Annotated in this window: 16 protein-coding genes and 1 pseudogene; 13 read left to right on the top strand and 4 right to left on the bottom strand. The window is 70.6% G+C overall.

Annotated elements, in window-relative coordinates; translation table 11 throughout:
* From AB0D49_RS15360 to glgB, 4 genes and pseudogenes are all read left to right on the top strand, one after another.
* Positions 1 to 522: pseudogene (locus AB0D49_RS15360) on the top strand (alpha-1,4-glucan--maltose-1-phosphate maltosyltransferase); the annotation flags it as partial.
* The gene (gene treS, locus AB0D49_RS15355) at positions 519 to 2,219 is read left to right on the top strand and encodes a maltose alpha-D-glucosyltransferase (RefSeq protein WP_362756856.1); all 1,701 of its coding nucleotides are present in this window, start codon (positions 519 to 521) and stop codon (positions 2,217 to 2,219) included. The pseudogene AB0D49_RS15360 and the gene treS, both read left to right, overlap by 4 nt.
* Positions 2,220 to 2,306: 87 nt before the next feature.
* On the top strand, positions 2,307 to 3,692 hold the full coding sequence (locus tag AB0D49_RS15350; protein WP_362756853.1) for a phosphotransferase: 1,386 nt from the start codon (positions 2,307 to 2,309) through the stop codon (positions 3,690 to 3,692).
* Positions 3,693 to 3,775: 83 nt separating this feature from the next.
* A complete protein-coding gene (glgB, locus tag AB0D49_RS15345) occupies positions 3,776 to 5,932 on the top strand; it encodes a 1,4-alpha-glucan branching enzyme (protein WP_362756851.1) in 2,157 nt (718 codons plus the stop codon).
* A 505-nt stretch (positions 5,933 to 6,437) separates the two neighbouring features.
* Here glgB and AB0D49_RS15340 read toward each other — a convergent pair.
* Both AB0D49_RS15340 and AB0D49_RS15335 read right to left on the bottom strand, forming a co-directional pair.
* A complete protein-coding gene (locus tag AB0D49_RS15340) occupies positions 6,438 to 7,178 on the bottom strand; it encodes a response regulator (protein WP_362756938.1) in 741 nt (246 codons plus the stop codon).
* Between the two features lie 5 nt (positions 7,179 to 7,183).
* Complete coding sequence (locus AB0D49_RS15335) at positions 7,184 to 8,887, bottom strand: sensor histidine kinase (RefSeq protein ID WP_362756848.1); 1,704 nt, start codon at positions 8,885 to 8,887, stop codon at positions 7,184 to 7,186.
* Between the two features lie 148 nt (positions 8,888 to 9,035).
* Here AB0D49_RS15335 and AB0D49_RS15330 point away from each other — a divergent pair, with 148 nt between their 5' ends.
* From AB0D49_RS15330 to AB0D49_RS15300, 7 genes are all read left to right on the top strand, one after another.
* Entirely contained in the window at positions 9,036 to 10,454 is a 1,419-nt protein-coding gene (locus tag AB0D49_RS15330) for a cation:dicarboxylase symporter family transporter (RefSeq protein ID WP_362756844.1), read from the top strand.
* 264 nt (positions 10,455 to 10,718) lie between these two features.
* Positions 10,719 to 11,144, top strand: coding sequence for a MerR family transcriptional regulator (locus AB0D49_RS15325; RefSeq protein WP_362756841.1), 426 nt, complete (start codon positions 10,719 to 10,721; stop codon positions 11,142 to 11,144).
* Complete coding sequence (locus AB0D49_RS15320) at positions 11,141 to 11,473, top strand: thioredoxin domain-containing protein (protein WP_362756838.1); 333 nt, start codon at positions 11,141 to 11,143, stop codon at positions 11,471 to 11,473. Before AB0D49_RS15325 ends, AB0D49_RS15320 begins: the two co-directional genes overlap by 4 nt.
* Before the next feature lie 194 nt (positions 11,474 to 11,667).
* Complete coding sequence (locus AB0D49_RS15315) at positions 11,668 to 13,887, top strand: UvrD-helicase domain-containing protein (RefSeq protein WP_362756835.1); 2,220 nt, start codon at positions 11,668 to 11,670, stop codon at positions 13,885 to 13,887.
* 278 nt (positions 13,888 to 14,165) lie between these two features.
* The gene (locus AB0D49_RS15310) at positions 14,166 to 15,536 is read left to right on the top strand and encodes an extracellular solute-binding protein (RefSeq protein WP_362756832.1); all 1,371 of its coding nucleotides are present in this window, start codon (positions 14,166 to 14,168) and stop codon (positions 15,534 to 15,536) included.
* 118 nt (positions 15,537 to 15,654) lie between these two features.
* Positions 15,655 to 16,488, top strand: coding sequence for a sugar ABC transporter permease (locus AB0D49_RS15305; RefSeq protein ID WP_362756935.1), 834 nt, complete (start codon positions 15,655 to 15,657; stop codon positions 16,486 to 16,488).
* A 5-nt stretch (positions 16,489 to 16,493) separates the two neighbouring features.
* Entirely contained in the window at positions 16,494 to 17,321 is an 828-nt protein-coding gene (locus AB0D49_RS15300; RefSeq protein WP_362756829.1) for a carbohydrate ABC transporter permease, read from the top strand.
* Positions 17,322 to 17,334: 13 nt separating this feature from the next.
* On the opposite strand, the gene AB0D49_RS15295 is transcribed toward AB0D49_RS15300, so the two are convergent.
* Both AB0D49_RS15295 and AB0D49_RS15290 read right to left on the bottom strand, forming a co-directional pair.
* Positions 17,335 to 17,793 carry a PPOX class F420-dependent oxidoreductase gene (locus AB0D49_RS15295; protein ID WP_362756826.1) on the bottom strand — a complete coding sequence of 153 codons (459 nt, stop codon included), beginning with the start codon at positions 17,791 to 17,793 and terminating at the stop codon, positions 17,335 to 17,337.
* 42 nt (positions 17,794 to 17,835) lie between these two features.
* Positions 17,836 to 18,861 (bottom strand): ATP-dependent 6-phosphofructokinase, encoded by a 1,026-nt coding sequence (locus AB0D49_RS15290; RefSeq protein ID WP_362756823.1) that lies wholly within the window; start codon positions 18,859 to 18,861, stop codon positions 17,836 to 17,838.
* Between the two features lie 228 nt (positions 18,862 to 19,089).
* Here AB0D49_RS15290 and pta point away from each other — a divergent pair, with 228 nt between their 5' ends.
* Together pta and AB0D49_RS15280 are read left to right on the top strand one after the other, a co-directional pair.
* A complete protein-coding gene (gene pta / locus AB0D49_RS15285) occupies positions 19,090 to 21,213 on the top strand; it encodes a phosphate acetyltransferase (protein ID WP_362756820.1) in 2,124 nt (707 codons plus the stop codon).
* The gene (locus AB0D49_RS15280) at positions 21,210 to 22,427 is read left to right on the top strand and encodes an acetate kinase (protein WP_362756818.1); all 1,218 of its coding nucleotides are present in this window, start codon (positions 21,210 to 21,212) and stop codon (positions 22,425 to 22,427) included. Before pta ends, AB0D49_RS15280 begins: the two co-directional genes overlap by 4 nt.
* Positions 22,428 to 22,476: the final 49 nt, after the last annotated feature.

Here is a 22,476-nt window from a genome sequence, read left to right as displayed (position 1 = left end):
ACCCTCTCCCCCACCTGGGGCATCTACTCCGGCTACGAACTCTGCGAGAACACCCCCCAGGCGCCCGGCAGCGAGGAATACCTCAACTCCGAGAAATACCAGCTCAGGCCCCGCGACTGGGACGCCGCCGCCCGCGACGGCCACACCATCGCCCCCCTCATCACCCGCCTCAACACCATCCGACGCACCAATCCGGCCCTGCGCCAACTGCGCGATCTGCACTTCCACCACGCCGATCAGGAAGCGGTGATCGCGTACTCCAAGCGCTCGGGACCGAACACGGTTCTGGTGATCGCCAACCTCGACCCCCACCACACCCAGGAGGCCACGGTCTCGTTGGACATGCCGCGCCTCGGCCTGGACTGGCACGAGACCGTGCCGGTGCGCGATCTGCTCACCGGCGAGACCTACCACTGGGGCAGGGCCAACTATGTGCGGCTGGAGCCGGGCGTCCGGCCCGCGCACATCCTGACCGTCCTGCGACCGTCCACCCCGCAGATCGGAGGGTCATCCCCCCAATGATCGTCAATGAGCCCGTCCCGGACACGTTCGAGGACACCCCCGCCCAGGATCGCGACCCCGAGTGGTTCAAACGCGCGGTCTTCTACGAGGTCCTCGTCCGCTCCTTCCAGGACAGCAACGGCGACGGCGTCGGCGACCTCAAGGGCCTCACCGCCAAACTCGACTACCTGCAATGGCTCGGCGTCGACTGCCTCTGGCTGCCCCCCTTCTTCAAGTCGCCGCTGCGCGACGGCGGCTACGACGTCTCCGACTACACCGCCGTCCTCCCCGAGTTCGGCGACCTCGCCGACTTCGTGGAGTTCGTGGACGCCGCCCACCAGCGCGGGATGCGGGTCATCATCGACTTCGTCATGAACCACACCAGCGACCAGCACCCGTGGTTCCAGGAGTCCCGCAAGGACCCCACCGGCCCCTACGGCGACTACTACATGTGGGCCGACGACGACAAACAGTACGGCGACGCCCGCATCATCTTCGTCGACACCGAAGTCTCCAACTGGACCTTCGACCCGGTCCGCAAGCAGTACTTCTTCCACCGCTTCTTCGCCCACCAACCCGACCTCAACTACGAGAACCCGGCGGTGGTCGAGGAGATCCTCTCGGCGCTGCGGTTCTGGCTGGACCTGGGGATCGACGGCTTCCGGCTGGACGCCGTGCCGTATCTCTTCGCCGAGGAGGGCACCAACTGCGAGAACCTCCCCGCCACCCATGAACTGCTGAAACGGGTCCGCAAGGAGATCGACGCCCACTACCCGGACACGGTCCTGCTGGCCGAGGCCAACCAGTGGCCCGAGGACGTGGTCGACTACTTCGGCGACTACACGGCCGGCGGCGACGAATGCCATATGGCCTTCCACTTCCCCGTCATGCCCCGCATCTTCATGGCCGTCCGCCGCGAATCCCGCTACCCCGTCTCCGAGGTGCTGGCGAAGACCCCCGCGATCCCCTCCACCTGCCAGTGGGGCATCTTCCTGCGCAACCACGACGAGCTGACCCTCGAAATGGTCACCGACGAGGAACGCGACTACATGTACGCGGAGTACGCGAAGGACCCCCGGATGCGCGCCAACATCGGCATCCGCCGCCGCCTCGCCCCCCTCCTCGACAACGACCGCAACCAGATCGAACTCTTCACCGCACTCCTCCTCTCCCTCCCCGGCTCGCCGATCCTCTACTACGGCGACGAGATCGGCATGGGCGACAACATCTGGCTCGGCGACCGCGACGCCGTCCGTACCCCCATGCAGTGGACCCCCGACCGCAACGCCGGATTCTCCTCCAGCGACCCCGGCCGGCTCTTCCTGCCGACCATCATGGACCCGGTCTACGGCTACCAGGTCACCAACGTCGAGGCGTCCATGTCGTCGCCCTCCTCGCTGCTGCACTGGACCCGCCGCATGATCGAGATCCGCAAACAGAACCCCGCCTTCGGCCTCGGCACCTACACCGAACTCCCGTCCACCAACCCCGCCGTACTGGCCTTCACCCGGCAGTACGAGGACGACCTCGTGGTGTGTGTGCACAACTTCTCCCGCTTCGCCCAGCCCACCGAGCTGGACCTGCGGTCGTTCACGGGACGCCATCCGGTGGAGCTGATCGGCGGGGTGCGGTTCCCGTCCATCGGTGAACTGCCGTATCTGCTGACCCTCGGCGGACACGGCTTCTACTGGTTCCGGCTCCGCCAGGACACCGTGTAGGTGCAGGACCCGGGCGGGGTGGTTCCCCCGCCTCGCCCCGGGCACACGCATACGGAACACCCCGCCCCCGGGGAAAGGACGCACGCCATGTCGGAATCGGAAGCCGTCACCCGTGCCGCTTCGGCCGCCTCCGGGCTGCTCCCCTCCCTGGACCCACTGCTGCGACCATGGCTGCCCCGGCAGCGCTGGTTCGCCGGAAAGGGACGTCCCGTCAGCGGCTTCTCCCTGGTCGCCGCCACCGAACTGCTGCCGCCCGGCGGCCGGATCGGCCTGTACCACCTGCTGGTGCGGGCCCATCAGCCGCCGCGCGGCGACTGCTACCAGCTCCTCATAGGCACGCGCGAGGCGCTGCCGCCCCGGCTGGCGCCCGCGCTGATCGGCCATGTCACCGAGGGCCCGCTCGCCGGACGCACGGTGTACGACGCCCTGTACGACCCCCGGCCCGCCGAGGTGCTCCTGGAAGCCCTGCGCTCCCGGGCCCGCATCGGCGGGCTCCGCTTCGAGCGGGACGAGGACGCGGAGCCGGGGGCGGCGATCCCGCCGGGTCTGGTCCCCCGGCTGAGCACCGCCGAGCAGTCCAACTCCTCCGTCGTCTACGGCGACGCGTACGTCCTGAAGCTCTTCCGCCGGATCGCCCCGGGCGTCAACCCCGACCTGGAACTGCCCCTCGCACTGGCCCGCGAGGGCTGCGCCCGGGTGCCCGCGCCGACCGGCTGGATACGCGCCGACCTGGGCGGCGAACCGTTGGTGCTCGGTGTGCTCCAGCCGTTCCTGCCCGGGGTGACCGACGGCTGGGAGCTGGCGCTGCGCGAGCGGGCCAAGGGCCAGGACTTCACCGCCGAGGCCCGTGAACTGGGCCGGGCCACCGCCGACGTCCACACCACGCTGGCCCGCGCGCTGCCGGTGGTGACCCTCGGCCCGGCCCAGCTCGAACCGCTGGTCGCGGGTATGCGGGGGCGGCTGGACGCGGCGGTGCGGGCGGTGCCCGCGCTGCTGCCGTACGCGCCCGGACTGCGGGCGGCGTTCGACGCGCTCGCCGGGATCGCGCCGGGGAGCCGTACGGCCCAGCGCGTCCACGGTGATCTGCATCTCGGCCAGTGCCTGCGGGACCCGTCCGGCCGCTGGTCGCTGATCGACTTCGAGGGCGAACCGGCCCGGCCGCTCGCCGAACGCCGGATGCCGCAGCCCGTGGTCCGGGACATCGCGGGAATGCTGCGCTCCTTCGACTACGCGGCCCGCTCCGCCCGCCCTCCGGTGCCCGAGGACACGGCGGCGGCCTGGGCGGGCGCCTGCCGGGACGCGTACTGCGCGGGCTACGCCGAGGTGACGGGCGCCGACCCGCGCGCCGACGCCGTACTGCTGCGCGCGTACGAGACGGACAAGGCGGTGTACGAGGTCGTGTACGAGGCACGGCACCGGCCGGACTGGCTGGGGGTACCGCTGTCGGCGGTGGCCCGGCTGACGTCCGGCTGACGTCCGCTGTATGACGCCCGGCTTCCCCCAGCGACCCTTGCCCCTTTCCCTTTCCCTTTCCCTTTCCCGAGGAGGCTCCGTCCGTGACCCCGTACCCGACCGACCCCGCCGACCGTGAGCGGCTCCTCGCCGGTACGCACCACGACCCGCACGGCGTCCTGGGCGCCCACCCGACCGCCGAGGGGATCGTGGTCCGGGCGCTGCGCCCGTACGCCCGCGCGGTGACGGTCGTCGCCGGGGAGCTGAGCGCGGCACTGCACGACGAGGGCGACGGCTTCTTCTCGGGCCTGCTGCCGCTGAAGGACGTACCGGAGTACCGCCTCAAGGTGACGTACGAGGCGACCGTCCTGGAGACGGACGACCCCTACCGTCTCCTCCCCTCCCTCGGTGAGCTGGATCTGCATCTGATCGGTGAGGGCCGTCATGAGCGGCTGTGGGAGGCGCTGGGCGCCGAGCCGATGACCCACCAGGGGGTGAGCGGCACCCGCTTCACCGTGTGGGCGCCGAACGCCCGGGGCGTGCGGGTCGCCGGTTCCTTCAACCACTGGGACGGCACCGGCTTCCCGCTGCGGTCGCTGGGCGGAAGCGGGGTGTGGGAGCTGTTCGTACCGGGCGTCGGGGAGGGCGAGCTGTACAAGTTCGAGATCACCCGCCCCGACGGCTCGAAGACCCTGCGCGCCGACCCACTGGCCCGCCGCACCCAGGTCCCGCCGGAGACGGCGTCGGTGGTGACCCGGTCGGCATACGAGTGGGACGACGGCGAGTGGCTGTCCCGCAGAGGAGCCAGACCCGCGCACGAGGCCCCGCTGTCGGTCTACGAACTCCATTTGGCGTCCTGGCGCCCGGGACTGACGTACCGCGAACTGGCGGACCAACTCCCCTCCTATGTCGCTGACTTGGGCTCCACACATGTGGAGCTGATGCCGGTGGCCGAACACCCCTTCGGCGGTTCGTGGGGCTACCAGGTCACCGGCTTCTACGCCCCGACGGCCCGGCTGGGCACGCCCGACGACTTCAAGTTCCTCATCGACGCACTGCACCGGGCCGGGATCGGCGTGATCATGGACTGGGTCCCGGCGCACTTCCCGCGCGACGAGTGGGCGTTGGCGGAGTTCGACGGGCGTCCGCTGTACGAGCACGCGGACCCGCAGCGGGCGGCGCACCCGGACTGGGGGACGCTGGAGTTCGACTACGGCCGCCGCGAGGTACGGAACTTCCTGGTGGCGAACGCGGTGTACTGGTGCGAGGAGTTCCACATCGACGCGCTGCGGGTGGACGCGGTGGCGTCGATGCTCTACCTCGACTACTCCCGCGAGCCGGGCGAGTGGACGCCGAACGAGCACGGCGGCCGGGAGAACCTGGACGCGGTGGCGTTCCTCCAGGAGATGAACGCGACGGTGTACCGCCGGGTGCCGGGGGTCGTGACCATCGCGGAGGAGTCCACGGCGTGGGACGGGGTGACCCGCCCCACGGACGCCGGGGGCCTGGGCTTCGGCCTGAAGTGGAACATGGGCTGGATGCACGACTCGCTGTCCTACATGTCCCACGACCCCGTCCACCGCAAGCACCACCACCACGAGATGACGTTCTCGATGGTGTACGCGTACAGCGAGAACTATGTGCTGCCGATCTCGCACGACGAGGTGGTGCACGGCAAGCGTTCCCTGGTGTCGAAGATGCCGGGCGACTGGTGGCAGCAGCGGGCGAACCTCCGCGCGTACCTGGCCTTCATGTGGGCCCACCCCGGCAAGCAACTCCTGTTCATGGGCCAGGAGTTCGCGCAGGGCGCGGAATGGTCGGAGGCGCGTGGCCCGGACTGGTGGCTCCTGTCCCCGGAGTACGGCGCGGAACCGGACCACCGAGGGGTACGGGACCTGGTACGGGACCTGAACACGCTCTACACCCGCACCCCGGCCCTGTGGCAGCGGGACACCGACCCGGCGGGCTTCGAGTGGCTGCTCGGGGAGGCGGCGGCCGAGGACAACGTCCTGGCGTTCCTGCGCCGGGGGTCGGACGGCTCCCCGCCCTTGCTCTCCATCAGCAACTTCTCCCCCGTGGTCCGCGCTGACTACACCATCACCGTCCCGGCCGACGTCCCGGCCTGGGAGACGTGCCTCACCACGGACGCCGCACGGTACGGCGGAAGCGACGTCCCAGTCCCCGACGTGACCAAGCGAACCGGGGACGTCATCAGGTTGACCCTCCCCCCACTGTCGACGATATGGCTCCGCCCGACGTAAGCCGTCCGGGGCCGGAACAGTGACCCGGCACCAGCCGCTTTCCCACCCACCCACCCATTCGGCCCGCGAACCGGCATACCCCCTCCCCACCCGACCCCGAGCTGCCACAGCCCCCGGCACCCAGGCCGCTTACCCACCCACCCACCCGTTCGGGACGTGAACAGAACGACCTGGCCGCCCAGTTGGCCGAGACGGGTGGGCGGGTGGGAAACCCGTGCAGCGGACGGCCCCTACAAACTCCGCCCAGAAAAGGCCCGACGGCAACTGATCAACAGACCGAGACGGGCGGGCGGGTGGGAAAAGCTGGGCAGCAGGCGCCACCTTGCACACCCCGCCCACCGCAAGGCCAACCGAACCGATCAACAAGCCGAGACGGGCGGGTGGGTGGGAGATGCTGGGCAGCGGGCGGCGCGTCGCACACCCCGCCCAGGAGAAGGGCGACCTCGCTGATCAGCTGGCCGAGACGGGCGGGTGGGTGGGAAAAAACCGTACAGCCCACGGCGCCCTACACACCTCGCCCCGGCGGAGCCCCCCGTACCCACCGATAGACCAACTCCGGACGCCCCACCTGCCCATACTGCGGGCTCCGCCCCGCCCGCCCGGCGTCGACCAAATGCTCCAGATACCGCCGCGCGGTGATCCGCGAGATCCCGACCGCCTCGGCGACCCCCGCCGCGGTGAGCCCCTCCTCACACCGACGCAGCACACCGGTCACCCGCTCCAGCGTCGGCCCGCTCAACCCCTTCGGCAGCGCCGCCGGCCCCGGCGCCCGCAGCGTCGCGAGGGCGCGGTCCACCTCGTCCTGACCACTCGCCTCCCCCGCCGACGCCCGGAACTCCGCGTACCGCACCAGCCGGTCCCGCAGCGTGGCGAAGGTGAACGGCTTCAGCACGTACTGCACGACCCCCAGCGAGACCCCTTCGCGGACCACGGTCAGATCCCGCGCGGACGTCACCGCGATGACATCCGCGTGGTACCCGGCGGCCCGCAGCGACCGGGCGAGCTGGAGTCCGTGCACATCGGGCAGATGGAGGTCGAGGAGGAGCAGATCCACCGGCTCCCGTTCCAGCGCGCGCCGCGCCTCCGCGCCGGTGTGCGCCTTGCCGACCGCGGTGAAGCCGGGCACCCGCCCGACGTACATGACATGGGCGTCGGCGGCGACGGGGTCGTCCTCGACCACCAGGACCCGGATGGGCCGCCCGGTGCCCCTGCCCGCCTCACCGGTCCCGCCGGTCCCACCGGTCATGCCGGTCATGCCCGTCCTCCCGTCGCTGTGTGCCGTGCCGCGGACCGCAGCGGCAGCCGCACCTCGAACAGCGCCCCGCCGTCCGGTGCCTGGGTCACGGTCAGGGTCCCTTCGTGCCGGTGCGCCGCCTGCCGGACCAGCGCGAGGCCGAGGCCCCGCCCGCCGGGACCGGCCGGTTTGGTGGAGTAGCCGCGCTGGAACACCAGATCGGCGTGGGCGGGGTCCACCCCGGCACCGGAGTCGGCGACCCGCAGCACCAACTCCGCCCCGGAGCCGGCACCCGCACCCGCACGCCCACCCGCACTCGTACCCACACCCGCACCCGGCCCCGGCTCCGGCTCGGTCTCCGTGAACACGGCGACCGTGACCCGCGCCCCCACACTGCCCTGCGCCGCGTCCACGGCGTTGTCGATCAGATTGCCCAGGATGGTCACCAGATCACGGGCGGGCAAGGCCCGCGGCAGCAGTCCGTCGTCCAGGCCGCCGCTCTCCTGGGACACCTCAAGCTCCACACCGCGCTCGTTGGCCTGCGCGGTCTTGCCCAGCAGCAGCGCGGCGAGGACCGGTTCGCTGACCGCGGCGACCACCTGGTCGGTGAGGGCCTGGGCGAGTTCCAGTTCGGCGGTGGCGAAGGCGACGGCCTCGTCGGCGCGGCCCAGTTCGATCAGCGAGACGACGGTGTGCAGCCGGTTCGCGGCCTCGTGCGCCTGGGAGCGCAGCGCCTGGGTGAAGCCGCGTTCGGAGTCGAGTTCGCCCATCAGGGACTGGAGTTCGGTGACGTCCCGCAGGGTCACCACCGAGCCGCGCCGCTCACCGCCGGAGACCGGGGAGGTGTTGATCACGAGCACCCGGTCGGCGGTGAGGTGCACCTCGTCGACCCGGGGCGCGGCGGACAGCAGCGCCCCGGTCAGCGGGGCGGGCAGCCCGAGGTCGGCGACCGAGCGGCCGACGACCTCGCCGCTGACCCCGAGCAGCTCGCGCCCGCCGTCGTTGATCAGCGCGACCCGGTACTGCCCGTCCAGCATCAGCAGCCCTTCCCGCACCGCGTGCAGCGCCGCCTGGTGGTAGTCGTGCATATGGCTCAGCTCGGTCGCGTTCATGCCATGGGTATGGCGGCGCAACCGGGCGTTGACGACATAGGTGCCGACCGCGCCTATGGCGAGCGCGCCCGCCGCCACCCCGACCAGCGCCGTGACCTGCTCCTGCACCCGCTGACTGATCGCGTCGACCCGGATACCGGCGCTGACCAGCCCGATCACTCTCCCGTTGTCGGAGATCGGGGTGACCGCGCGGACGGAGGGGCCGAGAGTGCCGGTGTAGGTCTCGGTGAAGGACTCGCCCTGCACGGCGGCGTCGATATGGCCGAGGAACGGCTTGCCGATCTGCCCGGTGTCCGGGTGGGTCCAGCGGATGCCCTGTGGATTCATGATCGTGACGAAGTCGATCCCGGTGTCCCGCATGACCCGGACCGCGTACGGCTGGAGCTGGGCCGTGGGGTCGGTGGTGTGGATCGCCGCGCTCACCGAGGGCGCGTCGGCCACCGCCATGGCCACCGCCATCGCCTGCCGCCCGGCCGCGTCCTCGGCCTGGCTGCGGTCGCTGACGTAGGTGAACAGCGCGTATCCGGCCACGAGCACGGCTATCAGCACCGCCTGCATGGCGAAGAGCTGCCCGGCCAGGCTGCGGGGCCGAGGAAAACGGATGCGCATGACGCCAGTGTGCCTCCCCCGTGTGAACTAAATGAACGCAAGGGTGACCGGCCTCACACGGCGGGAGATAGTCACCGCAATCCTCAAAACGCCCGGTCGTGAGCCGCACACGGGTGATGCCGACGACGACGTCAAGGAGGGCCGCCGCGTGAGCAGCCGCACCCCGGAACCGGCACCTGCCGCATCCGCCGCACCCCCCGCCAAGCGGGACCGCACCCACTATCTCTACATCGCGGTGATCATTGCGGTCGCTCTCGGCATCGCCGTGGGTCTGATCGCACCCGACTTCGCGGTCGAGCTGAAGCCGATCGGAACGGGCTTCGTCAATCTGATCAAGATGATGATCTCGCCGATCATCTTCTGCACGATCGTGCTGGGCATCGGTTCGGTCCGCAAGGCCGCCAAGGTCGGCGCGGTCGGCGGGATCGCCCTGGTCTACTTCGTGATCATGTCGCTGGTGGCGCTGGCCATCGGTCTGGTCGTCGGCAACATCGTGGAGCCGGGCACCGGCCTCGCGGTCACCGACGCCATCCGGGAGACCGGACAGGCGCAGGTCGACGTCGAGGCGAAAGACACCACGGAGTTCCTGCTCGGGATCATCCCGACCACCATCGTCTCCGCCTTCACTCAGGGCGAGGTCCTCCAGACGCTGCTGATCGCGCTGCTCGCCGGGTTCGCGCTCCAGGCGATGGGCAACGCCGGACAGCCCATCCTGCGCGGGATCGAGCACATCCAGCGGCTGGTCTTCCGCATCCTCGCGATGATCATGTGGGCGGCCCCGATCGGCGCGTTCGGCGCGATCGCCGCGGTCACCGGCTCGGCGGGCGTGGACGCGCTCAAGAGCCTGGCCGTGCTGATGCTCGGCTTCTACGCGACCTGTTTCCTGTTCGTCTTCATCGTGCTGGGCGCGCTGCTGCGGATCGTCTCCGGGCTGAACATCTTCTCCCTGTTCAAGTACCTGGGCCGGGAGTTCCTGCTGATCCTGTCCACCTCGTCGTCGGAGTCGGCGCTGCCGCGGCTCATCGCGAAGATGGAGCACCTGGGCGTCAGCAAGCCGGTGGTCGGCATCACCGTCCCGACCGGCTACTCCTTCAACCTCGACGGCACCATGATCTACATGACCATGGCGTCCCTGTTCATCGCCGACGCCATGGGCACGCCGATGTCGGTCGGCGAGCAGATCTCGCTGCTGCTGTTCCTGCTGGTCGCCTCGAAGGGCGCCGCGGGTGTCACGGGTGCGGGTCTGGCGACGCTGGCCGGTGGCCTCCAGTCGCACAAGCCGGCCCTGGTGGACGGTGTCGGTCTGATCGTGGGCATCGACCGCTTCATGAGCGAGGCCCGCGCGCTGACCAACTTCGCCGGGAACGCGGTGGCCACGGTGCTGATCGGCACCTGGACCAAGGAGATCGACCGCCAGCGGGTGGACCAGGTGCTCGCCGGTCAGCTGCCCTTCGACGAGAAGACCCTGCTGGACGACGCCCACGGCGGCGGCTCCGATGCCGCCGGTGACCCGGCCGAGGTCGTCCCCGAGCAGCCGACCGGCGGCAAGACACTCGCCAAGACCTGACCCGACCCGACCTCACCTTTCCAACCCCACCGACGAGGGAAGCGGGCTCGTGGCCCGACCCGCTTCCCCCCCGGGTGCCCGCTCCCGCCTGAACCGGGTCCGGACACCCGTCCCCCGGGACCCCGGGCAGCTGAGTTCTCCCCCCGTCACTCAGCCCGCCCGGGGTCCCCGGGTGTCCCCCCGCTCCCCCCACCGTGCGCCGCCGTTCCCGTCCGGGACGGCGGCGCTTGCGTTGACGCCGACGTCAAGCCGTACGTTCGACGTATGCGCATCGGCGAGCTGGCGGAGCGGGCCGGGACCACCACCCGGACGCTCAGGTACTACGAGGCACGGGGGCTGCTGCCCGCCCGGCGGGACACCCAGGGGCACCGCGTCTACGACGAGCGTGATCTGCGGCTGCTGCGGCAGATCCGCACGCTCCAGGACGTCGGGTTCGGGCTGGAGGAGACCCGGCCGTTCGTGGAGTGTCTGCGGGCCGGGCATCCCGAGGGCGACCTGTGCCCGGCGTCCCTGCTGGTCTACCGGCGCAAACTGGCCGAACTGGACGGACTGATCGACGAGTTGACGGCGGTCCGGGCGCAGGTCGGGGAGCGGATGGCGCGGGCGGAGCGGGAGCGGGCGGCGCTGGCGGCCGAGGCGGCGGTTCCGGGAGGTCCGGAGCCGGGGTGCGAACTGGGAGGCCGGATATGAGCGGAGCGGCGGGCGTCGCCGAGGTGACCGACGCGGACTTCACACGGGAGGTGCTCGGGGCGGAATTGCCGGTACTGGTGGAATTCACCGCCGACTGGTGCCCGCCGTGCCGCCAGATGGCGCCGGTGCTGAGCGCGCTGGCGGCCGAGGAGGGCGACCGGCTGAAGGTGGTCCAGCTGGATGTGGACCACAATCCTGAGACCACCCGGCGGTATCAGGTGCTGTCCATGCCGACGTTCATCGTGTTCCGTGACGGTGAGCCGGTGCGGTCGATGGTGGGCAGCCGCCCCAAGCGGCGCCTGCTGGAGGAACTCTCCGACCACCTCTGAGCCCGGAACGGGACGGAGACCGGCCGGGAACGAAGAAATCCCCCGAGCAATTGCGCTCGGGGGATTTCTCTGCGTATATTCAAGAGTTCGCGACTTCAATTTGAAAGAAGTCGCGAGGAAGTCACTGAACACAGTATATCCGGGCGGGAGTCGAATTGTCAAACAGCGGATTTCCAGACGAGCCGGACCTCGAAATGCGGCGCGAGCAGGAATTCATCGACGGCCTGTACGCCCGGGTCGATGTGCTGCGCGGGGCCACCGAGGACTCCGTGACCGAGGCACTCGCCCAGGGCTCCACGCCCATGCAGGCCCGGCTGGAGCGGGACATCGCGGTCGCCGAACGCTCGGGCCTGCTCGCCGCGCTCGACGCGGTCGACGGCTCCCTGTGCTTCGGCCGGATCGACCTCACCAGCGGCGCCACCCACCACATCGGCCGGATCGGGCTGCGCGCCGACGACAGCGAGCGCACCCCCCTGCTCATCGACTGGCGGGCCGGGGTCGCCCGCCCCTTCTACCTGGCCACCGGCCACACCCCCATGGGTCTGCGCCGACGCCGCCATATCGCCACCGACGGCCACCGGGTCACCGCGCTGCACGACGAGATCCTCGACCTGGGCGACCGGGAGCGCACCGGCCACGAGGACCCGTCCGGCGACGCCGTCCTCCTCGCCGCGCTCAACTCGGCCCGCACCGGCCGGATGGCGGACATCGTGCAGACCATCCAGGCGGAGCAGGACGAGATCATCCGCGCCCCGCACCGCGGGGTCCTGGTCGTGGAGGGCGGCCCCGGCACCGGCAAGACCGCGGTGGCCCTGCACCGGGCGGCCTACCTCCTCTACGAACACCGCGAACTGCTCGCCAAGCGCGCGGTCCTGATCGTCGGCCCCAACCCCGCCTTCCTCGGCTACATCGGCGAGGTACTGCCCTCCCTCGGTGAGACCGGGGTCCTGCTGGCCACGGTCGGCGAACTCTTCCCCGGCGTGCGGGCGACGGCCACCGACTCCCCCGAGGCGGCGGCCGTGAAGGGCCGGGCGGCGATGGCGGACGTCCTCGCCGAGGCCGTACGCGACCGGCAGGCGCTGCCCGACCCGGTCATCGCGATCGAGCACGACCGCGAGATCCTGATGCTGGACGACGGGCTGGTCACGGTCGCCCGCGAGCGCACCCGCGCCGCCAAGCTGCCGCACAACGCCGCCCGCGAGATCTTCGAGGGCCAGATCCTCAACACCCTCACCGAGCTGTACGCCGAGCGGGTCGGCACCGACCCCTACGACGGCTCCAGCCTGCTGGACGACAGCGACCTCACCCAGATCCGCGACGAGATCGCCGAGAACCCCGAGGTCTGGTCCGCCATCGACCAGCTCTGGCCCCGGCTCACCGCGCGCCGCCTGGTCGCCGACCTCCTCGCCGCGCCCGAGGGGTACGTCCCGGAGGCCGACGCCGCCGCGATCCGCCGCCCGGTCACCCGCGCCTGGACGACGTCCGACGTTCCCCTCCTCGACGAGGCCGCGGAACTCCTCGGCGAGGACGACCGCGTCACCCGGGCCCGCGCGGACCGCGAACGCGAGCGGCAGATCTCGTACGCGCAGGGCGTGCTGGACGTGTCCTTCGCGTCCCGTACCTATGAGTTCGAGGACAAGGAGGACAGCGACCCGGAGTCCTCCGAGGTCCTCTCGGCGCACGACATCATCGACGCCGAACGCTTCGCCGAACGCCATGAGGAGGCCGACCACCGCAGCGCCGCCGAGCGCGCCGCGGCGGACCGGACCTGGGCGTTCGGCCACATCATCGTGGACGAGGCGCAGGAACTCTCCCCGATGGCCTGGCGCCTGTTGATGCGCCGCAGCCCCACCCGCTCCATGACCCTGGTCGGCGACCCGGCCCAGACCGCCGACCCCGCGGGCGTCGGCTCCTGGTCGGACATCCTCACCCCGTACGTAGGCGACCGCTGGACCCACACCCGCCTGGGCGTCAACTACCGCACCCCGGCCGAGATCATGGACCTGGCGGCGAGGGTCGTCCGCGCCGAGAACCCGACCTTCGAACCCCCGCGCTCGGTCCGCTCGACGGGCGTACGCCCCTGGATCCGCGAGGTCCCCGACATCCCATCGGCCCTCCCCGAGGCCCTCACCGAACTGACCCCGTCCGAAGGCCGCCTGGCGGTGATCGCCCCCCGCGCCCTCCACCGCCGCCTGGCCCCCCACCTTCCCGACACCCACCCGACCGACCCCCCGGACCTGACCCACCGGATCGTCCTCCTGGACCCCCGGGACTCCAAGGGCCTGGAATTCGACGCGGTCCTGGTGATCGAACCCTCCACGTACGAGACAAGCGACCTGTACGTCGCCCTGACCCGAGCGACCCAACGCCTGGGCCTCCTCCACTCGACCCCGCTACCCCCGCCCTTGACCTGACACAAACAAACAACCAGCTCAAGAAGCCTGAGCCCCGCGCACGCGGGGATGTTCCCCGCGCTCTGCCCCGCCCGCCGATCCACTCGGCCGGCGGGGCAGACCGCACCCTCCCCGTCCCCCCTCCCGCCCCCGGCGGAGCCGCCCCGCGCGTACCCCCCGCCCCCTGGGTATCCATCAGTCGACGCACACTCATTGACCGGACGAGACCCGCCCTCTTACGTTCGCCGGGCAGTTGTCTTCCGGCCACCCCCACCCCCACCGTGCGCCCGCTGGAGGTCATGTCCGTGCGCCCCACCGCCGTACTGTTCGCCGCCGTTCTGACGCTCACCGCCGCCTCGCTCTCCGCGTGCGGAGGCGGGTCCGGCAGTGATCCCGACACGCTGAAGGTCTCCTTCAAGCAGTCCACCGACAACTCCGTGAAGGTGATGGACACCTACCTCGCGGACATCAAGACGCAGTTCGAGAAGGCGAATCCCGGGAAGAAGGTCGAGTTCGTGCCGATCAAGGCCGCGGACTCGGAGTACTACACCAAGCTCCAGCAGATGCTCCGCTCCCCGAAGACCGCCCCGGATCTGGTCTATGAGGACACCTTCCTCATCAACTCTGACATCACCAGCGGCTATCTCACCCCGCTCGATCCCTATCTGGAGAAGTGGGCGGACTGGGACCAGTTCATCGACACCGCGAAGGCGGCGGCGCGCGGGGAGGACGGCAAGACGTACGGCGTCCCGGACGGCACCGACACCCGAGGGCTCTGGTACGACAAGGCGATCTTCGCCAAGGCGGGGCTCCCGGCCGAGTGGCAGCCGAAGACCTGGGACGACGTGCTGGCCGCGGCCCGCACGATCAAGGAGAAGGTGCCCGGCGTCACCCCCCTGAACGTCTACACCGGCAAACCCATGGGCGAGGCCGCCAGCATGCAGGGCTTCGAGATGCTGCTGTACGGCACGGGCGAGCCGGGCGAGGACCCCCTGTACGACAAGGACGGCAAGAAGTGGATCGCCGGAAGCCAGGGCTTCAAGGACGCGCTGGCCTTCGTCGAGACCGTGTACCAGGAGAAGCTCGGACCGGACGTGGCCGACGCCCTCGACCCCAACTTCGGTACCCGGGTCCGCGGTGAACTGCTGCCCGAGGGCAGACTCGGCATCGACCTGGACGGCTCGTGGCTGCCCCAGGACTGGCTGCCGGGCAGCGGACACGAGTGGCCCGAGTGGTCGGACAAACTGGGGCTCGCCGCGATGCCCACCCAGCACGGCCAGGCGCCCGGCAAGGTGAGCATGTCCGGCGGCTGGACCTGGTCCATCCCCGACAAGGCGGCCAACAAGGACCTCGCCTTCGACTTCATCACCACCATGCAGACCAAGGCGAACGCCCAGAAGTGGTACATCGCCAACTCCGGGATCGCGGTCCGCGAGGACGTCGCCGCCGACCCCGCGTACACCGCCGCCCAGCCCGGCATCGAATTCTTCACCGATCTGGTCTCCGCCACCCACTACCGCCCCGCCTACCCCGCCTACCCGAAGGTGTCCGTGGCGATCCAGGAGGCGATGGAGGGCGTGACCACCAGCGATCTCTCCGTGGACGAGGCGGCGAGCGGCTACGACGACACCCTCAAGGACGTCACCGACAACCAAGTGATCGAGAAGTGACGTGACGAGCACGCCCGTGGACGGGTCGTCCACCCTGGACGGCCCGCCCCTCAAGACCCCGGTACCGCCCCCAGGACCCGCCGCGCCCCACCGCGCCGCCCGTACCGTCTCCCGGTTCCTGCCCCTCTCCCCCGCCCTGGTCCTGCTGGTCCTCTTCCTCGCCGGGCCGATCGCCTACTGCGGCTACCTCGCCTTCACCGACCTCCAGCTCACCGGACAGGCCGAGTCGTCGTTCGTCGGGTTCGAGAACTTCCGTACGGCGTTCACCGACGAGGCGTTCCTCAACGCCGTATGGCTGACCCTCGTCTTCACCGTGCTGTCGTCGCTGATCGGGCAGAACACCCTGGGGCTGGCGCTCGCCGCGCTGATGCAGCGGGCGTCGAAGCCGGTCCGTACGCTCACCGGGGCGATCGTGATCACGGCGTGGGTGGTGCCGGAGGTGGTCGCCGGTTTCCTGCTGTACGCGTTCTTCCGCCGCGAGGGCACCCTCAACGCGATCCTCGACCTCCTGCATCTCCCGTCGCAGAACTGGCTGTTCACGCTGCCGATCCTCGCCGTGTCGTTCGCCAATGTGTGGCGCGGCACGGCGTTCTCGATGCTGGTCTACTCTGCGGCGCTGAACGAGATCCCCCGGGAGATCACCGAGGCCGCCGAGATGGACGGCGCGGGCGGCTGGCGCCGGATGTGGCACATCACCCTGCCGATGATCCGCCGCTCCATCGGCACCAATCTGATGCTCAACACCCTCCAGACGCTCTCCGTGTTCGGACTGATCTGGGTGATGACCCGCGGCGGTCCGGGCGACAAGAGCCAGACGCTCCCGCTGTTCATGTACGAGCAGGCGTTCCAGAACAGCATGATCGGCTACGGCACGGCGGTGGCGCTGCTGCTGCTGGTGGTGGGCTCGCTCTTCTCGGTGGTGTACATGCGGCTGCTGCGGACGGAGGTGTGAGGGGCATGGCACGACGGCACACGTCCCGGCGGCTGGCCGCCGACACGGGGCTGCTGGTGGTGGCGGCGGCGTTCGTGCTGCCGCTGGCGTGGGTGCTGCTGTCGGCGGTGGACCCGGGCGCCGATCTGCGGGTGAAGATCCCGGACGGGCTGACGTCCGCGCACTTCGACGCCGTACTGACCGAGGACGTCACCTTCCGGCCGCTGCTGAACAGTCTGATCCTGTGCGGTGGCGCGACCCTGCTGACGGTGGTCTGCGCGGCGCTGGCCGCCTACCCGCTGTCCCGGTTCCGCTCCCGGCTCAACCGGCCGTTCCTGCTGACCATCCTGTTCGCGACGAGTCTGCCGATCACCGCGATCATGGTGCCGGTCTACGCACTGTTCGTGCAGGTCGATCTGATCGACACGATGCAGGGCACGGTGTTCTTCTTCGCCGCGTCCCAGCTGCCGTTCGCGATCTGGCTGATGAAGAACTTCATGGACGGGGTGCCGAAGGAACTGGAGGAGGCGGCCTGGACGGACGGGGCGTCCTCGCTCCAGTCGCTGGTGCGGATCGTGCTGCCGCTGATGGGGCCGGGCGTGGCGGTGGTGACCGTGTTCGCCTTCGTGATGATGTGGGGCAACTTCTTCGTCCCCTTCATGCTGCTGCTCACCCCGGACCAGATGCCCGCCGCGGTCAGCATCAACGAGTTCTTCGGCAACCGGGGGATGGTGGCGTACGGGCAGCTCGCCGCGTTCTCGATCATCTACTCGACGCCGGTGATCCTGCTGTATGTGCTGGTGGCCCGGCGACTGGGCGGCGGGTTCGCGCTGGGCGGCGCGGTGAAGGGCTGACCGGGTCCACCGACTACGCGGCGGGGCCGTCCGGCAGTACGCCCGGCCGGAACGGCTCCACGCCCACCACATGCCGCACCCGTACCGGCTCGATCAGCAGCATCAGCCGCCGCTCGCCCGGCAGCAGCCAGGGATAGCGGTCCTCGCCGAGGTACTTGCGGGTCAGCCGGTCCATGGCCCGCTCGGCGCGCTCGCCCTCGACGAACGCGCTCACCCGGCCGCGGATCTCGATCCGGTCGTAGGGGTTCGCGGGGTCGATATGGGAGAGCGAGACCCGCGGGTCGCGCCGCAGGTTCTCCTCCTTCACCCGGCCGACCGAGGTGTTGACCATGACGAGGTCGCCCTCCAGGTCCGCCCACATCGGGGAGACCTGGGGCGCCCCGTCGGGGCCGACGGTGGCCAGATGCCAGAAGGTGGCCGCCCGCAGGCGGTCACGCACAAGGGTGTCGAGGACATCTCCGACGCGGTACACGGCAGGGACCTTTCCGACAGGGAGGGGGCCGGCGGGAGGGCGCTAGAAGACCGACTCCGCCTCGTCCATCCGGTCCTTGGGGACCGTCTTCAGCTCGGTGACGGCCTCCGCCAGCGGGACCATCACGACGTCCGTGCCGCGCAGCGCGGTCATCCGGCCGAACTCGCCGCGGTGGGCGGCCTCCACGGCGTGCCACCCGAACCGCGTGGCGAGGACCCGGTCGTAGGGGGTGGGGGTGCCGCCGCGCTGGACATGGCCGAGGATGACCGGCTTGGCCTCCTTGCCGAGGCGGCGCTCCAGCTCGAAGGCGAGGGCGGTGCCGATGCCCTGGAACCGCTCATGGCCGAACTGGTCGATCTCGCCCTTGCCGTAGTCCATGGAGCCCTCGACGGGGTGGGCGCCCTCGGCGACACAGACGACGGCGAACTTCTTGCCGCGCGAGAACCGCTCCTCGACCATCGTGACCAGGTCGGCGGGGTGGAAGGGCCGCTCGGGCAGACAGATGCCGTGGGCACCGGCGGCCATCCCGGACTCCAGGGCGATCCATCCGGCGTGCCGTCCCATGACCTCGACGACCATCACCCGCTGGTGGGACTCGGCGGTGGTCTTGAGCCGGTCCATGGCCTCGGTGGCGACCCCGACGGCGGTGTCGAAGCCGAAGGTGCGGTCGGTGGAGGAGATGTCGTTGTCGATGGTCTTGGGGACGCCGACGACCGGCAGTCCCGCGTCGGAGAGCATCCGGGCGGCGGTGAGCGTGCCCTCGCCGCCGATCGGGATGAGGGCGTCGATCCCGAAGTCACGGATCATGTCGGAGGCGTTCTCACAGGCTTCGCGGAGCCGGTCGCGCTCCAGCCGGGAGGAGCCGAGGATGGTGCCGCCGCGGGCCAGGATGCCGCTGACCGCGTTGAGGTCAAGCGCCCGGTAGCGGCCGTCCAGCAGTCCGGCGTACCCGTCCTCGAAGCCGATCACCTCGTCGTCGTACTGGGTGACGGCCCGGTGCACGACCGACCGGATCACTGCGTTCAGGCCGGGGCAGTCGCCACCTGCGGTGAGAACTCCGATACGCATCGTGCTGTGTCTCCTGCTCGCGTGGATGCCGGTGAGCCGCCTTCGATTGTTTCACGTCACCCGGGCACCCGGTGAACAGCGCCGCAAGCGGGCGCCTTATCCATCTGCGACAGTATTGTCAAGAGTGCCCGCTTCACCCTGATGAGTGAATCAGTACCGGCCCAGACCCGCCGAGACCGCACCCGCCCAGGCCCCGCCCCGGTCGGCCGACAGAGAGGAACAGCGCACGTGACGCGCAGCGTGTACGTGACCGGAATCGACCGCGGCGACGGCCGCCAGGTCGTCGAGCTGGGGGTCATGGAGCTGCTGACCCGGCAGGTCGACCGGGTGGGGGTGTTCCGTCCGCTGGTGCACGACGGCCCCGACCGGCTCTTCGAGCTGCTGCGCGCCCGCTACCGGCTGGCCCAGGACCCGGCCACGGTCTACGGCCTCGACTACCACGAGGCGTCCGCCCTCCAGGCCGAGCGCGGCACCGACGAACTGGTGTCGGCCCTGGTCGACCGCTTCCACCTGGTCGCCCGGGACTACGACGTCGTCCTCGTCCTCGGCTCCGACTACGCGGCCACCCAGCTCCCGGACGAGCTGTCCCTCAACGCCCGGCTCGCCAACGAGTTCGGCGCGTCGGTGATCCCGGTGGTCGGCGGACGCGGCCAGAGCACCGAGTCGGTGCTCGCCGAGACCCGCAACGCCTACCGCGCCTATGACGGCCTGGGCTGCGACGTACTGGCCATGGTCACCAACCGGGTGGCCCGCGAGGACCGCGACGAGATCGCCGAGCGGCTCACCGGCCGGCTCCCGGTGCCCTGCCATGTGCTGCCCGACGAGCCCGCGCTCGCCGCGCCCACCGTCTCCCAGATCGCCCACGCGCTGGGCGCCCGGGTGCTGCTGGGCGACCACTCGGGGCTGGCCCGGGACGCCCTGAACTTCGTGTTCGGCGGGGCCATGCTGCCGAACTTCCTGGCCGCCCTCACCCCGGGCTCCCTGGTGGTCACCCCCGGCGACCGGGCCGACCTGGTGATCGGGGCGCTGGCCGCGCACAGCGCCGGGACCCCGCCGATAGCGGGCGTGCTGCTCACCCTGGACGAGGTGCCCCGCGAGGAGATCCTCACCCTGGCCGCCCGGCTCGCCCCCGGCACTCCGGTGCTCTCCGTGCCGGGCACCAGCTTCCCCACCGCCGAGCATCTCTTCGCCCTGGAGGGCAAGCTGAACGCGGCGACCCCGCGCAAGGCGGAGACCGCGCTCGGTCTTTTCGAGCGGTATGTCGACACCGCGGATCTGCTGGACCGGGTCAGCGCCCCGAGCAGCGGCCGGGTGACCCCGATGATGTTCGAGCACCAGCTGCTGGAGCAGGCCCGCTCGGACCGGCGCCGGGTGGTGCTGCCCGAGGGCACCGAACCGCGGGTGCTGCACGCGGCGGAGGTGCTGCTGCGCCGCGGGGTGTGCGATCTGACCCTGCTCGGTCCGGTCGACCAGATCCGCAAGCGCGCCGCCGACCTAGGGATCGACCTCGGTGACGCCCGGCTGATCGACCCGGCCACCAGCGCGCTGCGCGACGCCTTCGCCGAGCGGTACGCGGGCCTGCGCGCCCACCGCGGGATGAACGTGGAGCTGGCCTACGACGTCGTCTCCGATGTGAACTACTTCGGCACCCTGATGGTCGAGGAGGGCTTCGCCGACGGGATGGTCTCCGGCTCGGTGCACTCCACGGCGGCCACCATCCGGCCCGCCTTCGAGATCATCAAGACCACCCCGCAGGCGTCCATCGTCTCCTCCGTCTTCTTCATGTGCCTGGCCGACAAGGTGCTGGTGTACGGGGACTGCGCGGTCAACCCGGACCCGGACGCCGAGCAGCTCGCCGACATCGCCATCCAGTCGGCGGCGACGGCCGCCCGGTTCGGGGTGACACCCCGGATCGCGATGCTCTCGTACTCGACCGGTACGTCCGGGTCGGGCGCCGACGTCGACAAGGTGCGGGAGGCGACCGCGCTGGTCCGCGAGCGGCGCCCGGACCTGAGCGTGGAGGGCCCGATCCAGTACGACGCGGCGGTGGAGCCGACGGTCGCCGCGACCAAGCTGCCCGGCTCCGAGGTGGCCGGACAGGCGAGCGTGCTGATCTTCCCCGACCTGAACACCGGCAACAACACCTACAAGGCCGTGCAGCGCTCGGCCGGGGCGATCGCGGTCGGCCCGGTCCTCCAGGGGCTGCGCAAGCCGGTCAACGACCTGTCCCGGGGCGCGCTGGTGCAGGACATCGTGAACACCGTCGCCATCACGGCGATCCAGGCACAGACCCCCCAGTCCCCCGAATCCGACGTCCGGGGCTCCTCCGACCAGAAGGTTTCCCGGCTGTGACCGCGACCCGTGTCCTCGTCCTCAACTCCGGCTCGTCGTCGCTGAAGTACCAGCTCCTCGACGCGCGGGACAGCTCACGGCTCGCGCAGGGCCTGGTGGAGCGGATCGGTGAGCGGGTCTCCCGGCTGAAGCACACCCCGGCGGGCGCGCCGAGCCGGGAGCTGACCGCCCCCATCGCCGACCACGACGCGGCACTGAAGGCGGTCGCCGCCGAACTGGAGCGGGACGGTCTCGGGCTGGACTCGCCGGAGCTGGCCGCGATCGGGCACCGGGTGGTGCACGGCGGAAAGACGTTCACCGAGCCGACGGTGATCGACGCGGCGGTGCTCGCCGAGATCGAACGGCTGATCCCGGTGGCCCCGCTGCACAACCCGGCCAATCTCACCGGTATCCGCACGGCCATGGCGCTGCGTCCGGACCTGCCGCAGGTCGCCGTGTTCGACACCGCGTTCCACACCACCATGCCGGAGTCGGCGGCCCGCTACGCGATCGACGTGGAGACCGCCGACGCGTACCGGGTCCGCCGCTACGGCTTCCACGGCACCTCGCACGCCTATGTGTCACGGGCGACGGCGGAGCTGCTGGGCCGGGCCCCGGAGGAGGTGAACGTGATCGTGCTGCATCTGGGCAACGGGGCGTCCGCCTCGGCGGTGCGCGGCGGGCGGTGCGTGGACACCTCGATGGGGCTGACCCCGCTGGAGGGGCTGGTGATGGGGACCCGCTCCGGCGACCTGGACCCGGCCGTCATCTTCCATTTGATGCGTGTTGGGGAAATGTCCGCCGACGAGATCGACACTCTTCTCAACAAGAGGAGCGGGCTGATCGGCTTGTGCGGGGACAACGACATGCGGGAGATCCGCCGCCGGGTCGACGAGGGCGACACACGGGCGCAGCTCGCCTTCGACATCTACATTCACCGATTGAAGAAGTACATCGGCGCCTATTACGCGGTGCTGGGCCGGGTGGACGCCCTGGTGTTCACGGCCGGGGTCGGGGAGAACGCGGCGCCGGTGCGGGCGGCGGCCACGGCGGGCCTGGACGGTCTCGGCATCGCGGTGGACGCCGGGCTGAACACCGTACGGGCCAACGGGCCGCGGCTGATCTCGCCCGCGTCGGCGCGGGTGGCGGTGGCCGTGGTGCCGACCGACGAGGAGCTGGAGATCGCGACACAGACCTACGCGCTGGTCGCACCGGGGGATTCCGAAAAGAAGTAGCGAAATACTCGGCTGAGCACCGGGCCGCCCATATGCACGTTCCTTGCAT

It is taken from the genome of Streptomyces sp. NPDC048290 (genome assembly GCF_040652095.1).
GTDB lineage: Bacteria > Actinomycetota > Actinomycetes > Streptomycetales > Streptomycetaceae > Streptomyces.
This window is presented reverse-complemented; position numbering and strand designations above follow the sequence as displayed.